Origin of the sequence: Enterobacter cancerogenus (assembly GCF_019047785.1) — a bacterium.
In the GTDB taxonomy this organism is placed as follows: Bacteria; Pseudomonadota; Gammaproteobacteria; order Enterobacterales; family Enterobacteriaceae; genus Enterobacter; species Enterobacter cancerogenus.
Genome location: NZ_CP077290.1, coordinates 3,478,954 through 3,493,789 on the forward strand (window position 1 = coordinate 3,478,954; position 14,836 = coordinate 3,493,789).

At 56.4% G+C, this 14,836-nt stretch carries 12 protein-coding genes; 5 read left to right on the forward strand and 7 right to left on the reverse strand.

Annotated features, from left to right (window positions below):
• Positions 1 to 106: 106 nt before the first annotated feature.
• Genes I6L58_RS16455 through I6L58_RS16470 form a run of 4 tightly spaced genes read left to right on the forward strand, consistent with a single transcriptional unit; the run spans position 107 to position 3,105 of the window.
• Positions 107 to 658 (forward strand): peroxiredoxin, encoded by a 552-nt coding sequence (locus I6L58_RS16455; RefSeq protein ID WP_254082127.1) that lies wholly within the window; start codon positions 107 to 109, stop codon positions 656 to 658.
• 20 nt (positions 659 to 678) lie between these two features.
• A complete protein-coding gene (locus tag I6L58_RS16460; protein ID WP_088208540.1) occupies positions 679 to 1,911 on the forward strand; it encodes a protein-disulfide reductase DsbD family protein in 1,233 nt (410 codons plus the stop codon).
• Positions 1,912 to 1,931: 20 nt separating this feature from the next.
• Entirely contained in the window at positions 1,932 to 2,489 is a 558-nt protein-coding gene (locus tag I6L58_RS16465) for an RNA polymerase sigma factor (RefSeq protein ID WP_058610777.1), read from the forward strand.
• Positions 2,476 to 3,105, forward strand: coding sequence for an NrsF family protein (locus I6L58_RS16470; RefSeq protein WP_088208541.1), 630 nt, complete (start codon positions 2,476 to 2,478; stop codon positions 3,103 to 3,105). Before I6L58_RS16465 ends, I6L58_RS16470 begins: the two co-directional genes overlap by 14 nt.
• 101 nt (positions 3,106 to 3,206) lie before the next feature.
• Here I6L58_RS16470 and I6L58_RS16475 read toward each other — a convergent pair whose 3' ends face one another.
• From I6L58_RS16475 to tssF, 7 genes are read right to left on the reverse strand one after another with little or no spacing between them, the layout of a single operon-like run.
• On the reverse strand, positions 3,207 to 3,695 hold the full coding sequence (locus tag I6L58_RS16475; protein ID WP_006178513.1) for a DcrB-related protein: 489 nt from the start codon (positions 3,693 to 3,695) through the stop codon (positions 3,207 to 3,209).
• Entirely contained in the window at positions 3,688 to 5,508 is a 1,821-nt protein-coding gene (locus tag I6L58_RS16480; protein WP_088208542.1) for an OmpA family protein, read from the reverse strand. Before I6L58_RS16480 ends, I6L58_RS16475 begins: the two co-directional genes overlap by 8 nt.
• Positions 5,502 to 6,848 carry a GlcNAc-transferase family protein gene (locus I6L58_RS16485; RefSeq protein ID WP_006178511.1) on the reverse strand — a complete coding sequence of 449 codons (1,347 nt, stop codon included), beginning with the start codon at positions 6,846 to 6,848 and terminating at the stop codon, positions 5,502 to 5,504. Before I6L58_RS16485 ends, I6L58_RS16480 begins: the two co-directional genes overlap by 7 nt.
• 25 nt (positions 6,849 to 6,873) lie before the next feature.
• The gene (locus tag I6L58_RS16490) at positions 6,874 to 7,860 is read right to left on the reverse strand and encodes a fimbrial protein (RefSeq protein WP_006178510.1); all 987 of its coding nucleotides are present in this window, start codon (positions 7,858 to 7,860) and stop codon (positions 6,874 to 6,876) included.
• A gap of 3 nt (positions 7,861 to 7,863) precedes the next feature.
• Positions 7,864 to 8,934, reverse strand: coding sequence for a type VI secretion system protein TssA (locus I6L58_RS16495; RefSeq protein WP_088208543.1), 1,071 nt, complete (start codon positions 8,932 to 8,934; stop codon positions 7,864 to 7,866).
• A gap of 36 nt (positions 8,935 to 8,970) precedes the next feature.
• The gene (tssG, locus tag I6L58_RS16500; RefSeq protein ID WP_088208544.1) at positions 8,971 to 9,963 is read right to left on the reverse strand and encodes a type VI secretion system baseplate subunit TssG; all 993 of its coding nucleotides are present in this window, start codon (positions 9,961 to 9,963) and stop codon (positions 8,971 to 8,973) included.
• The gene (gene tssF, locus I6L58_RS16505) at positions 9,960 to 11,840 is read right to left on the reverse strand and encodes a type VI secretion system baseplate subunit TssF (protein ID WP_006178507.1); all 1,881 of its coding nucleotides are present in this window, start codon (positions 11,838 to 11,840) and stop codon (positions 9,960 to 9,962) included. Before tssF ends, tssG begins: the two co-directional genes overlap by 4 nt.
• Before the next feature lie 303 nt (positions 11,841 to 12,143).
• Here tssF and tssH point away from each other — a divergent pair, with 303 nt between their 5' ends.
• Positions 12,144 to 14,834, forward strand: a complete 2,691-nt coding sequence (gene tssH, locus I6L58_RS16510) for a type VI secretion system ATPase TssH (protein WP_176399429.1) — start codon at positions 12,144 to 12,146, stop codon at positions 14,832 to 14,834.
• The last annotated feature ends 2 nt before the right edge of the window (positions 14,835 to 14,836 follow it).

Consider the following 14,836-nt stretch of genomic DNA (forward strand, 5'->3'; position numbering starts at 1 on the left):
CCGCAGGCGACCCCTGCGGACTTTTTTTATCATTGAGCGAAACCTTCAGGGGTTAGCGTGCGAACTATTATTCATAAAGCCCCCTTTTTCCCTGATGGAGTCGACCATGAATCGTTTGAAAACCTTGTCTGCCGCTGCTGTACTGAGCCTTTCCCTCTTCGCAGTAAACGCCCATGCCGCCCTTGAGGCAGGTGCCAACGCGCCGGACTTCAGCCTTCAGGGTGCGCTGGGCGGTAAACCCTTGACCTTCTCCCTTCAGCAGGCGCTGAAGAAAGGCCCGGTGGTGCTCTACTTCTTCCCGGCGGCCTTCACCAAGGGCTGTACGCTTGAAGCGCACGCCTTTGCCGAAGCCACCGATGACTTCAAAAAACTGGGGGCGACCGTGGTGGGTGTCACCGCCGGTAACGTTGACCAGGTGGATGAGTTCTCGAAGCTGGAGTGTCGGGATAAATTTGCCGTCGCGGCTGACCCCGGCGCGAAAGTGGCGGCTGAGTACCAGACCCTGATGCAGATGAACGGCAAAACGGTTTCTGACCGCACCTCGTTTGTTATCGCTCCGGACGGCAAAATTCTGCTGAGCTATACCGACCGCAGCCCAGACGAGCACATTCAAAAAACGATGGATGCCGTGAAGAAATACGCGAAGTCGCACTCGTAACCTGAATAACGGGGTCCGCTATGTTGACTGCCATTCTGGCCGCCCTGTTGGGCGGCATTATCCTCAATTTTATGCCCTGCGTATTCCCCGTGATTTCGCTGAAGGCGCTGGGCATGTTGCGCCATCAGGGCGACATCAAAAGCGCCCGCACCGAGGGGCTGGGATTTTTGCTTGGGGTCGTACTCACTATGCTGGCGCTGGCGGGGGTATTACTGGCACTGCGCGCCGGCGGCATCGCCGTTGGCTGGGGATTTCAGCTTCAGTCTCCGCTGGTTATCGCCGTATTATCGCTGGTGATTTTGGGGGCTGCCCTGAACCTGCTGGGCGTGTTTGAGGTGGGACTATCGCTGCAGCGCGCGGGGGAAATTTCCGTGGGCCGCGGGGCGTTTACGCGTTCGGCGCTAACCGGTGCGCTGGCTATCGTGGTCGCCACCCCGTGTTCTGCGCCGTTTATGGCAGGCGCGGTAGGCTATGCCCTGGTACAACCTCCGGCGGTATCGCTGGCTATTTTTCTGGCGCTGGCGATAGGCTTTGCCGCCCCCTTTACCTTGATTTCACTGTTCCCGTCGATTGCCAGACGCCTGCCGCGGCCCGGCGCGTGGATGGATCTGCTCAAGCGCGGGCTGGCATTCCCGATGCTGGGCGCCTTCGCCTGGCTGGTCTGGGTGCTGACGCAGCAGGCAGGAACCACCGCCCTGGCCGCCATGCTCGCCAGTGCGGTGGTGGTGAGTTTTGCAGCGTGGCTGTACGGCATGGCCCAGCGCAGACGCTATATCGGCCAGTCGTATAAAGCGCTGCTGGCGGTGACGGTGGTGTTGTTCATCTCCGCGATCGGCCCGCTGCCCGGCGTAATCCATACGCAGCCTTCGCAGCCCGACGTGCAAAGCGTTACTCACACCGAGCCGGTGAAGTGGTCGCCGCAGACGGTGGCGCAACTGCGCGGGCAGGGCAAAGCGATCTTTGTCAATTTTACGGCATCGTGGTGCATCACCTGCCAGGTTAACGATCGCACGTCGCTGTCGACGGAGGCGGTTAAACAGGCGCTTTCACGCACCGGCACCGTTTATATGGTGGCGGACTCAACGAAGTTTAATGCGGATATTGACGATGCAATGAGCGCGTTCGGCCAGGGCGGTCTGCCGCTGTATGTGGTTTATCCCGCAGACGGCAGCGCGCCTGAGGTGCTTCCCCAGGTCCTGACACCGTCGATTGTGGTTAAGGCCCTGGATCAGGCCGCTGGGAAAAAAGCGTGAGGTCATAATGATGGCGCAATATGGATAACGGCTTTGCACCGCGAGACGCATGGCCCGCCCTGATGGCCCGCGCGCAGGCGGGCGATCGTCACGCGTATACCCAGCTGTTGCGGGCGATTGTGCCCGTCATCCGCACGCGCGTTCGCAAGCACATTTTCGATGATGTGCTGGTCGACGATGTTATCCAGGATGTCCTCCTGACCGTACATCGGGTGCGCCATACCTACGATCCTGCCTACCCCTTTCTGCCGTGGCTGATGGCGATAACGCAGGCGCGCGCCGTTGACGCGTTACGCAAGCGGGGTCGCCACTGGCAGCGTGAAACGCGCGAAGAGGATGCACAGGAAAGTCCGGGTGAGGATCTGCCCGAGTACACAGATAAAGAGGAACGCCTGGCGCGGATACTCGACCAACTCCCGCTGCGCCAGCGGCAGATTGTCGAGCATGTCCATCTTCAGGAGATGAGCCTTGCCGAAGCGGCGACACAGAACAATTTGAGCATTGCGGCAGTGAAATCGTTATTACACAGAGCCCTTACCAACCTTCGCCGTATGGGAGCGAAACATGGTCGATCATGATGTTTTCATAAAACAGCTGAGTCAGGATGCCGGGCCGATACGCCGCACGCTGGCGAACTCCTGGCGCGTTGTCGGCTGGCTGCTGATGGCGCTGCCGTGCGGCTGGTTGAGCAGCCTGGCGTTTCCGCGAGACGGCACGGACTGGAGCCATCCGGGCGCGCTGATTGCGGCTTTTCAGCTGGCGGTGGCGTTTGTGATGGGGACGCTCGCCATTCGTAACGCGTTTTTGCTCAGCATCCCTGGTCGTTCCCCGCTGAACTGGAAATGGTTTATTCCGCTGGCCGCGCTGTGGCTGGGCGGGGTAATGATGAGTTTGCGGCTCGCGCCCGCGCAGGCGCACCATGCTGATGAGGTGAACTGCTACGTCTACATGATGGCGGTCAGCGCGCCCATGGTGGTCATTGTTATTGGCTATTTGCGGCGTACAGGGGCGCTGTATCCGCTGCGCACGCTGGCGGCGGCGGGGGCTGGCGTGGCCTGCATGGCGTTAACGCTGCTGTCGCTCTGCCATCCTGTTGAAGTTCGTCCCCTGGATTTTCTGCTGCATGTGGCTGCGGGGATAACGATTATTCTGGGGACGATACTGCTGGGATGGCGGTGGGTGAGGGTTCTTTAAAGAGGGGGACCCGAAATCGATGATTCCTGCACATGTGTTCCATACTGTTGCGGTACAGCGTTCCCCTCTGCGCCCCGGGCGGAGGCAGAGGGGAGTGCGGGTTACTCCACGTTCATTGCGGTTTCCGCTGGAATAAAGCTGTTGATAATACGGACGTAATGCTTACGCTGTGCTTCGGTAAAGTCGTTATAAGCAGCCAGCGTAAAGACCAGCAGTTTGCGCGACTCGGGATTGTGTTTCGGATGATGGGGCAGCGTCACAATAGACGAGACCTGCCGGACCCAGGCGCCATCCTCCAGGAATTTATTGGCCGTTTGCAGCACCTGCAGTTTGGCTGGGCCAATTTCATGGCGCAGGTTTTTGCCTTCCACCTCAAATCCAGGCACATAAAGCTTCATTTTTTCCCACTGCTTCTCACAGAAATCGTCCACCGTTTGATCTTTTTCCAGCGTGGTGCGATTTATCAGTATGTTGTACTGGTTATTGTCCTCATCCATATACCGCAGAATATTAATGGACTGATCTTCCTGCGGCGTGAGCGTCATGAAAGTGCCTTCATTAATAGGATAAGTCATGGGTGTTTTATTCATGTAAGTCCTTTTCATCCTTAATGGTTTGTCGGGATAAGGGAATAATCTCAACGCGGCGGTTTTGCGCCCGTCCGTCTTTGGTGTCGTTATTGGCGACCGGTCGGGTGTCGCCAGCGCCTTCGGTAATGAACTGTTCGGCAGGCAGTCCTGTGTGCGCGACCAGCCACTCTTTTATGACCTGCGCACGTTCGGCGGAGAGCGCAAGGTTGGTCGCGGCAGAGCCGGTACTGTCGGAATGGCCAACAATCAGGAACATTTTTTCTGGCGAGCGGCGAATTGCCGGCACGACAGCAAGCAGGTTTTTTTCGCTGTCGGGCATGAGAGTGCTACTGCCGTTTGCAAACAGCGGCACGGTGTCTGCCAGGGAGAAGAGCGAGGCGTCGTTGTCTGCGGCAAGGTTTTCCGGGAACGGAGAAAATTGCCTTATCTGCTCGCGTATTTCGCCGATGTTATGCCGGGCATAGTAGTAAATGCCGCCAGCCAGACAGGCGAACAGTAACAGCAGCACGATAATGACGGGCAGCAAAGCGCGACGGCGCCGCGCGGGCGCAACGAGAGGCGCAGGCGCAGGCCAGACGGTCTTGGGTTCCGGTAGCGGCGGCAAAGGCAACGGCGGTAAGGGCGGCATGGCGATGGTGGCGGAAAGTGCAGGCAGGATGCCGTATCGTTCCTCCAGCCATTGCGACCAGGCGCCGTGACGGGTAAACCCCTGACCATAATCAGCCAGCATAACGCCAGCCAGATCGAGCGGGGTATTTTTAAACAAGGTCTGCATAACGTTCATCAGCCGGCTTTCCGCAAGCCAGGCGATAAAGGTTCTGCCGAGCGTATAACGCTGTATGGCGTAAAGATCCTGGCCGTCATCGCGGGCGTTAAGCTTCTCCACCAGGTCGTGGAAACACGACTCCAGGGTCAACTCACCGTGCGGCGGTGGCGTCAGTGAGCTGGTCCAGATCGCCCGGTCAGGGTCGTGCGAATGGCGTTGCTGACTCAGACGGGTATAAAACGCCGGGATACAGGGCAACCGACTGTTAAGCCGTATCGAGGTAAAGACGTACTGCCAGGACATCAGCTGCTCTGTCAGCAGGGCGCTGTTTTCCACGCCATCGACGAGCACGGGAAACAGCGCCACTGTCGCCATGGGCGGGTGCGTCTCTTGCGCATGCGCGAGCCGACTGGCGAGCGTGGTTGAATGTTCAGCGACCATCCAGACAATGTGTCCGTTGTCGCTGGTCGACAGATTGGCATGGTGAAACCATTTTCGGGCGAAGGGGCCGGTAATCAGCACCATCAGCCGGGGAGAAGCCGCTGGCGTATCTGCGTAGCCTGTTTCCGGCTCTGGGGCCGCTTCCGCGCGCATCAGCCAGGTGCGGGGCGCGCAGGTGGCGCGCAGCGATGTCAACGCGTCGGTTTGCCCTTCGACCTGTTCCACCAGGGTAAGCAGCTTTCGGGCATAGCGGAACATCAGGTTGCTGTCGGAACGAAGCAGGGCAGCGAGCAGCGACGTCATATCGTCATCGGCCTGGCTTTGGGTGTAGCCATAGAAGTAATGCATCAACGAGTAACGCTCCCAGGCGAGCGCGTTATCTTTCTGATTTATCATCAGACGTTTGTCGAAATAGCCGCATAACAACTGGCACAGCGCCTCGCTCTCTTCGGCAGCCTGGTTCTCTTCCTGCAACGCTTTATTGAACTGCTCAATGAGTGAAATCAGCCTGAGCTGAAAATCCGCCGCTGAAGGAATGATGCCGTCGAAGGATATCAGGGTATCAATGCCGATCAGGCGGCAGAAAAAATGTTCACTTTTCACCATGTTTTCTCCGTAACGGTGCCCCAGCCAGAGGTTATTGACCACGGACATATCCGCACGACAGAAGGCTGCGCGGCGTTGGCGGTTTTAAATTCGAGCGAGAGTGTGAGGTTGTCATCCGGGGAGGCGGTATGCAGCGCCTGCAGTTCCCGGGCGTCGAGCGTGCGTTTATAGAGCAGCATGTTTTGCGGGTTATAAACGCCAAGGTGCAGGGTTTCCGCCTCTTTGTCGTCAGCGCGCCAGACGGCGGGCTCCAGCGTGAGGTTTTTTTTGTACCAGACGTACTGGCGGGCAAGCCACTGCGCGTGATCATCGGGCGGTGTCGGGAAAAAGTTGATCTTCTCCGCGCTCATGACTTCCGGCAGCACGGTGCCCCTTTGCAGGCAGATCCCGGTCTGATATTCAAACGCGCGCAGAGAACGTGCCGATCCTGTGGTGTAAGGCGCCAGGCTTGCGGCGTCTTCTGACTCCAGCCCCAGCACAGTCCGGACGCGTTTTTTCGAGACGTTGTCTCTTTCCCACCAGGCTTTATCCACCGCGCCCTGCGCTTTGGCCTCGTTTGAGTGATCGCCCCAGACTTTGTTGTGCTCTTTACGCTGATAGTAATGCCAGAGCAGCGGCTTATGCGGATGATAAATATCATAACCGTGGGTGAAGGCGCGCACCGCCATAGCGATCTCTTCGCCAGCGAAAAATATCTGCGGATCGTTAGGCACGGTGCTGACGAAATCACCACGGGTGAAGATAAATCCCCCTGCGAGATAGCTCCCCCGCACCGGTTCGGTTGCCGTAAAAGGGGTGGAGCTAAGCATAGGAATACCCTGCGGATTAAACTCGCGAAATATCAGGCGGCTGACATAGCGCTTTTTGCTGGCCTCTTCATCTTCGCCGGGGCTATAGGGCGGCGGATAGGAGGAGAGAATGGGGCGCGCGCTTTTCTGCTCTACCTGGCGCAGCATGGCGATCATTTCGTCATCCCAGCCGGGAATAAAGCGGCAGTGGGAATCGATTTGCAGGAAATAGGCTTCCTGTTCAAACAGCGTTTCCGCCATGCTACGCGCCCAGCAGGCACCCTGGCTGGCAAAATAATGCACGCTGATAATATCAATCCTGGCCTGACGGTAACGGAAGGCAAATACCTCCTGACCCGCAACGATGCGGCGGCCTTCCGGGGTCATGCCCTGTTGTTCAAACAGCGACAGGTTTTCGTCGTCCTGCCAGCAAACAGAGAGATGCAGATTCTCCGGGTGAGCGGCATGGCGCAGCATATCCTGTAGCGTTGGAATGAGTTCCGGGTCGCGATAGCTGGCGATGCTGATAAAAATTGTCGCTGGGGTGTCCATTTTTCCCAATCCATTTAAAAGCTGATTACTGAATATCAAAAATGACTTCCGCCTGGGCGTTAAAGGTCCCGCCTGCGGGGGCGGTTTTACTGCTGGCGAACAGCGTGGCGTTCCAGGCGAATTCGGCGGGGCCCTGGCTGGTAATACTGGTTTTTTGTTCTGACGTACTGCCGTCCAGCTTCATCGCCTTGCCTGCGCCATCGGTGATTTTTATGCCCAGCCGATCCAGGTTGCCGCCCGCGTCCTTAACGCGGATGTACGAGCCGTCCGAGGAGGGGGTGTCGGTCATCATTGAGGCGATAGCGGAATAGGTGCCGTAGTCGCTTTTGCAGGTAATGTTGAAATCCAGCTTGCGGGTCACGCCGGCGCTGAGCAAAGACGGGGTCACTTCGTTGAAATCAATCGTTTTTGCGCTGTCGACATCGCAGGTGGGGGTACTGATAACTTTGATATCGCCAATGGCGAGCTTCATGACATACGAAGCCGGATTGGCCGTCATCAGGTAGTTATAGGCAATATCTCCGGCGGGCAGAACGGTATCGCCGTTCGGATCGCTCAGGCGCAAATTGTTCGCGGTTTTAAAAAACTGGATGCGGTAAAACGAGGCGGCTACGTAATCAAACGTGCCGACCTGCGCGCCCCCGGGAAAGGTCAACTGACTGGTTGACGGGAAGTTGCCGAATGCGCTGCCGTTACTCCACAGCAGCTTAATGCCAATGCCCGGTATATTGGTCGGATAGATGCGGGTTGATGAGTCCTGTCCCGTCAGGTTGAGCACCCGCTTCCCGTACTCGGTACCGACATTGCAGTTGTCATAGCCAATATCCTGGCCTGCCAGATTGCTGTCGAACTGGGCGATAGGGGTAGAGGTGTCCGCAGGCGCATTCGCGTTAATCCGAATGACTTGCGAAGGAATGGAAACCGCAGTCGGTGCGCCGCGCGCCAGCGTACAAACGGCGGAAGCGGCGGGCGTCAAAGCAAGAGCACAAAGCGTAATGGCGATCCTTAACATCGTTTATTCCTTCTCGTGATTCAGCATGGCGACTATCTCAGGGGGATACATTTTTAAGAGGTCGGCAAAGCTTTTGCCGATGCTCTCTTCTGCGTACTTCAACACCTGAACAAGCGGGCTACTGGGTTCGGTCATCGCAAACCAGCTGCGGACTTCCTGTAAGCGGTGCAGCGCATCGGCGCGGCTGTCGATACCCCGGCGCGCCTCCGCGACGGCAGGCGGCGCGGCGAGGGGAAGGTCTACCGCCGCGGGCGCCACGCCGACGGGACGCTCCGCGATCTCCTGTACCTGCGGCGTTTCATCCTCCACGATGGGGGGCGAAACAGCCGGGGCAGGTGTTACCCCGCTGAAATCGTTAGCGAAAAAGACCAGCAGATTACCGAGTACGGCAAATTCAGGCGCATCGTGCCCGAGCGTGTCGGCAAGCATGCTTTTTATCTCCATCAGGAAACCGTACGCCTGGGTAAGCGGGAAGAGGCTGTCACGGGCGTTAAGCTGCCATTCATGAATAATGGCGGCCATGGCCGTATCCGACAGCGCACCCTCTTCACGGGGAACCTGATGCGCTTTTTCAAACTCTTTGATGGTGATTTGCAGGCCGGAGGCTTTCGGCAGCGGCTGATTACGGAGGTCAGCGAGCAGGCCGTTGGCATCCTCCAGCTCGGCGAAGGCGTTAGCGCGTAGCATCGGCGCGAACTCCCCTTCATCAAGTAGCTGCGGATGCAGGTCGTCCGGCCAGGCGCACAGTAAGGCGTGCAGCGCTTCCAGCCCTTCCGCCAGGGCGGCGAGGCCGACTTTACGTAGCCGACAGCGCATCAGAATAATAATCAGCCGGACATCTTTGCTTTTTTGCAGCAAGGTCTGACATTCGCGCTCGGTTTCGGCCCAGTTAATCGGCTCCGCCGCTTCAAAAAAGTTGCCGTATTCCACGTCCAGCTTGGGCTGGAGCCGGGACTGCAACAGGATGAACGCGGGATCGTAATCAAGCGTCTCGCCGCAGGCGTCGCTGCCCGCGATGGGTGACATCAGGGGCTGGTAATAATCGGAACAGGTCAGATGGTATGTTTGATTCATCGCATGTATCTTTTTGGCTGTGGGTAGAAGCGTTAACTAGCGGTGATACATTTCCGGTTCGAAGCTCATGCCGAAAACCGGGTCATCACAAGAATGACGTTCCAGCCAGCAGGCGTAACCCAGCTGGTGGGAGCCATCAAGCCGGGCCTGCGGCACCTGATCGGCAGCCAGCACCAGTTGCACATCCCAGGCATATTCAAAACCGATGAAACTGCGCACCAGTTCACGCAGCACCGACATATCGCTGCCCCACGGGCTGAACAGCATGTACTGGTCAAGGGTCAGCGGCCCCATGAGCAGCTTGAATTTATGTTGTCTGTCCAGCACGGTGTTGCCGAGGATCGCCCCGTCACCCAGCAGCCCGGCACAGTGGCTGTCGCCGAGCGCGGTTTGATCGTTGCGCTCCAGGTAAATCCATTGCAGCTCAAACTCTTCCATGCGCACCGGCACGCCAAAGTAGTAGTGCATCGCTCCCAGCAGGCCGTCCGGGTTACGGGCTTCACGAATGAGGTGGGCGGAAGAGGCCAGCCGGGTGTGGACAGGCAGCGGGTCGGGAGGGAGTTCCGCCGGGTCGAGGCCGATCAGGCTGCCGACGTAAAACGAAAAACGTTCGTCGTCCTGCCGGTCCAGCGAGGCGGTGTCCTGCGATAAAAACCACGCGCGATAAAACAGGCTAAGCGCGCGGTGGTGAAAAATATCGACAAAATCAATCAGCGTGTGGTCGTGCTGCTCGTAGCGGGAGTAAGCCAGTTCGGAAAGGTGCAGCGGCATCGCGCCCTGTGCGCCCCAGATCCCCAGGCCAAAAAGCTGCAGTTTGATTTTGTCATCCTGCTGGCTGATGGCGGCGATTTCACGCGGCGCAAAGGCCATGGTGGCCACTTGTCCCAGCCGAAAACGCTCCTGCGAGGGCAGCAGGGCTTTGCCAGGCGCCGGCAGATCAGGCGTGCGGGCGGCAATCGCGCGCATCGTGCTGATAAAACCCGCTTCCCAGGGCTTGTCGTCATCAAACCAGGCGTCGACGGATTTCATAATGCGCCTCGTCTGCCGGGACGCGCCTTCCAGCGTGCGATCAAGCCGCGCTGCATGGAGTGCAGCTCGGTTTCGGTAAAGATATTGATCGCTGCGTGCCGCGCCAGGTAGTTTTCCATCACCAGGCCAAAGAGGTACGGGCTGATGCCGGAGAAACCCTCTTCATCAACGGTTAAACTGCAACGTACGCCGCGCCCGTAAACCAGTAGCCCCTCTTCTGACAGGCGACGCACCACCGGCTCGGTTTTACACCCGACCAGGCTGTTAATCTGGGTTAGGGTTTCCGTATCGGCAGAGTTGGTAAACAGGCGCAGCATGTTACGCAGCGACTCGCCGCCCCGGGCGTGTTCCATCTCGGAGAGAGGCAGATAGTTAAAGCTAAGCTGACGGATAAGCCGCCATGCCGCCTCGCCGACGGCGAATGGCGAACGCGGGGCGCTGGGCGAGCTGACGAAACGGGCGCCGTGAATCGGAACGGAGTCCGACATGGTTAGCTCAAGGTTGCCGGTACTGGTCAGCAAGCGGGGCAGATCGCGGTTGGTCACCATGGCATCAACCAGCAGATAGCGAATATGTTCGCTGTAGGGGGCTTCCTGTTGATCGACCAGGGAAATAAAAATCTCCGTGCCGCTGTAAGGCGTGCGGGTGTCATATTTGCGATGGCTCGCCTCTTTCACCCTGACTTCCCGTCTGATTGAGAAATACCGGCCAAAATTCCCGGTGTCGCTGTGTCGGGTCTGGTACAGCGGATTAAAGGTGAGCTCCTCGCTGGTTTCCGCCTGCAAGCCAAAGACTTTATCGACGGAAAAGACTTCGTAGTCCATAGGACGGCTGCGGTCCGGCACAATGTGGAAATTATTCAGCGCACGGTTAACTTCAATGCGGTCTACGCGTTTGGGAAAGAGGTTAATGACCGCGGTGCAGTGCAGTAAAAAGCGCGAAGCGTCCAGATGTGGCACCAGATCCTGCGGTAAGGTGTTTAGCAGAATAATGATTTCTACTTCGTTGGTATTATTCCCTTCCAGCGCAGCGGCCAGTTTGGCGATCGAGAAAAAATAAAATCGCTCGCGGCAGGCAATATATTCCTGGATCAGTGTGTGCCCGTGGAACATATTCCATTGTAAGGGCAACAGGCTCTGGTCGGGCGCCAGGCCTTCAAATTTTAACGCGTCGTTGACAATGACGTGATGCTGCGTTTTTTCACCGTCTCCGCTACGGACTACTACCGCCACATGTCTGCCGTGAAGCAATTCAAAGGTATGGGATACAACGCGTTCATCGCCCTGAATATAAATGGGCAACTCATCCAGTCCGTTCAAATCCGAAAAGACTAAATCACCCTGTAAACGCAGTTTAATGCGCAGTGCGCCTTTCAACTGCTGGTGGTTAAGACGATGGATTTCCAGGTTAGGAATATCCGGCGGTACGGAGGTTAACCGCACTTCTGCAATATCCAGTGGCCACAGCGTGACGTCCTGGTTATTTCTGAACTCGCATCGGGTCATTTCACCAGGCAGTAACCGGCTGTAAAACGTGCTTTTTTTGGGGATGACGTAGCCGTGCGTTAAATCGCCTTCTTTTAGATTCGGCTGTAGCTGAACGACCCCCATCGACGGCGTTGGCGAATTGTAGTTTGGATAGATGATATCCAGTAATCGTTGGGTGAATTTAGGAAATTCTGCATCGAGTTTTATCTGCGTTCGGGCAGATAAAAAGCAGAATGCCTCAATCAGACGCTCTACGTAAGGATCGGCAGTTTCTATCCCCTGCATCCCCAGTCGTCCGGCGATTTTCGGGTGCCGCTCAGCAAATTCACGCGCCATTTCTCTGACAAACGTCAGTTCCTGGTTATAGTAATCTAGAAAGTTGTGTTCCACATTGCATCCCGTCAATTTCGCGACTTTCTTTTATATCGCCCGGATTCTAGAATTAAATGCGTACTTGATGATCACACTTTTTATCGTCTTCAGCGAAATTAGGAATCGCCTTTGAGCTATTTTCTTAAATCCCACTCGCTATTCTGATTAAGGGTTTTTCTTATTACCAACTGTGTTTAGTATTAATCCGAAGTAGCCAGTTGTTGCCTCTGTGAATACTCCAGTGCAGGCAGGTAAAAAACTGTTCCACTACAGGAGTAGTGGCCGAAAACGACGTCAAATTAAAATGGGATGAGTTTTGTTGTGGCGATTACGAGAAAAAACCTATTCGGAAAACTAAATGTAAGCCTGTTTAAAAGCGTGGAGAGTGCCACTACGCTGTGTAAATTACGCGGTAATCCTTACGTTGAATTGATCCACTGGTTAAATCAGATTTATCAGCAGCAGGATAGCGATATACGTCATATTGTACGGCATTTTGAACTTGATGCTGAAATGCTCGAACGTGATTTTGCTCAGGCATTAACGCGCCTGCCGGCGGGAGCCAGCTCAATTTCCGATTTTTCATATCATATTGAACTGGCCATCGAGCGGGCCTGGATATTTGCCAGCCTGGAGTGTCAAAACACCAGTATTCGTAGCGGCCATTTGCTGATGGCGCTGTTGACCACCATGGAACTACGCCGCGCGCTTTTCGGGATTTCATCCGTATTTGAAAAAATTCCGCTGGAGCAGCTGAGCAAAGATCTTGGCTACATTATTCGCGACTCTGCGGAAGAGAGCGAAGCGGGTGGGGCAATGGTTTCCGCCGAAGCAGGCGTACCGGGTGAAGCCAGCAACGCCATGGGCAGTACGCAGAGCGGCGGACTGGCGCAATATTCGACCGATCTGACCGCGCTGGCGCGTGAAGGCAAAATTGATCCGGTGCTGGGGCGGGATAAAGAGATCAACACCATGATCGATATTCTGCTGCGTCGTCGACAGAATAACCCGCTGCTCACCGGGGAAGCAGGGGTAGGGAAAACGGCCGTCGTGGAAGGCCTGGCGCTGGCATTAGCCGCCGGAGAAGTCCCGCCCGCGCTGCAAAAGGTTCGCCTGCTGACGCTGGATGTGACCGCGCTTTCCGCCGGAGCCAGCATGAAGGGCGAATTTGAGGCGCGTTTAAAAGCGGTGCTGGAAGACGCCGCCAAATCAGTTGATCCGGTGATTCTTTTCATTGATGAGGTGCATACGCTGGTTGGCGCGGGCGGCAATGCCGGCACCGGAGACGCCGCTAACCTGATGAAGCCGATGCTGGCCCGCGGGCAGCTGCGCACCATCGGCGCGACAACCTGGAGCGAGTTTAAGCGCCACATCGAAAAAGATCCGGCGCTGACGCGACGCTTCCAGGTGCTTCAGGTAGACGAACCCTCTGAAGATCTGGCTATCGCCATGCTGCGCGGCCTGCTGCCGGTGCTGGAAAAACACCACGGCGTCTGGGTAATGGATGAGGCGATCCGCGCCGCCGTGCGTTTATCTCATCGTTATATTCCGGCCCGACAGTTGCCCGATAAAGCGATCAGCCTGCTGGATACGGCCTGCGCCAGGGTTGCCGTGGCGCAGCACGCGCCGCCAACCGAGCTACAGCTGTTGAAGTTCCGTCAGCAGTCGGCGAAGGCTGAACTGTCCATGCTCGAAAAAGCGATTGGCTTTGGCAAAGAGGACGATACACGTCTTCAGCCGATCCAGCGCACCATCGACGACCATGCTGAAGAAGCGACGGTGCTGGAACGGCGCTGGACGCAGGAGTGCGAACTGGTGGCGGCCATTATCGATACCCGCCAGCAACTGCTTGCCGCCACGGTGGAAGATCCGCAGATGCCGGAAGCGGAAAAAATCAGTTACCTGCAGTCTCGTTTGAATGAGCTGGAGGAGACGCTGAGCAAGATCCGCGGCGAAAAGGCGCTGGTGCAGACGGAAGTGAACGCCAGCATCGTGGCGGCGATCGTGGCGGACTGGACCGGCATCCCGGTAGGCCAGGTATTGAAAGACGATGTCAGCGCCGTCATGGAGCTGCCGCAGCGTCTGGCGGAAAAAGTCATTGGTCAAACGTATGCGTTAACCTGCCTGAGCCAGAGTATTCAGACCGCGCGCGCCGGGCTTGCCGATCCGCAAAAACCTTTTGGCGTGTTCATGCTGGTTGGCCCTTCCGGGGTCGGGAAAACGGAAACCGCGCTGGCGATTGCCGACCAGCTGTATGGCGGCAAGCAGAATCTGATCACCATTAATATGAGTGAATATCAGGAAGCGCATACGGTTTCATCGCTGAAAGGATCGCCGCCGGGTTATGTGGGGTATGGCGAAGGTGGCGTATTAACCGAAGCGGTACGTCGTAAGCCTTATAGCGTTATTTTGCTGGATGAAGTGGAAAAAGCGCACTCCGATGTGCATGAGCTGTTTTTCCAGGTATTTGATAAAGGGTCGATGGAAGACGGTGAAGGGCGGCAGATTGATTTTCGCAATACCGTTATTTTGCTGACCAGTAACGCTGGCAGCGACATTATTAGCAGCGCCTGCGCTGACCCGCAAACCATGCCTGATGAAGAAGGTTTGTTGAAATTATTGCAGCCCGCATTGCTGAAGGTCTTCCCGGCAGCGTTTTTAGGCCGCGTGACCGTTATACCTTATTTACCGCTGGCGACGGATTCACTCCAGCATATTGTCAGAATTCATTTGAACCGTATCGCTGAGCGAGCGAAAGCGCAGCATGACATGGCGCTTACCTTTAGCGACGAACTGGTTCAGCACGTTGTTGAACAGTGTCCGGTTGCTGAAACCGGTGCCAGGATGCTGATCCGCTTTATTGAGAAAAATATTTTACCAAAGATTGGCAGTGCACTTTTAAACCAGGTCGACAAATCGGCAAAAAATAAAACAATAGCCATGCAGTGTATTTTATCTGAAGAAAAGGAAATTGATGTTGTGATGCAAGTGGAGGAAAAGCTAAACATTTAATC

Bases quoted from the DNA above. Each gene is read 5' to 3' on its own strand.
- I6L58_RS16455 (WP_254082127.1), top strand. From the start codon at position 107: ATGAATCGTTTGAAAACCTTGTCTGCCGCTGCTGTACTGAGCCTTTCC.
- I6L58_RS16460 (WP_088208540.1), top strand. From the start codon at position 679: ATGTTGACTGCCATTCTGGCCGCCCTGTTGGGCGGCATTATCCTCAAT.
- I6L58_RS16465 (WP_058610777.1), top strand. From the start codon at position 1,932: ATGGATAACGGCTTTGCACCGCGAGACGCATGGCCCGCCCTGATGGCC.
- I6L58_RS16470 (WP_088208541.1), top strand. From the start codon at position 2,476: ATGGTCGATCATGATGTTTTCATAAAACAGCTGAGTCAGGATGCCGGG.
- I6L58_RS16475 (WP_006178513.1), bottom strand. From the start codon at position 3,695: ATGAATAAAACACCCATGACTTATCCTATTAATGAAGGCACTTTCATG.
- I6L58_RS16480 (WP_088208542.1), bottom strand. From the start codon at position 5,508: ATGGTGAAAAGTGAACATTTTTTCTGCCGCCTGATCGGCATTGATACC.
- I6L58_RS16485 (WP_006178511.1), bottom strand. From the start codon at position 6,848: ATGGACACCCCAGCGACAATTTTTATCAGCATCGCCAGCTATCGCGAC.
- I6L58_RS16490 (WP_006178510.1), bottom strand. From the start codon at position 7,860: ATGTTAAGGATCGCCATTACGCTTTGTGCTCTTGCTTTGACGCCCGCC.
- I6L58_RS16495 (WP_088208543.1), bottom strand. From the start codon at position 8,934: ATGAATCAAACATACCATCTGACCTGTTCCGATTATTACCAGCCCCTG.
- tssG (WP_088208544.1), bottom strand. From the start codon at position 9,963: ATGAAATCCGTCGACGCCTGGTTTGATGACGACAAGCCCTGGGAAGCG.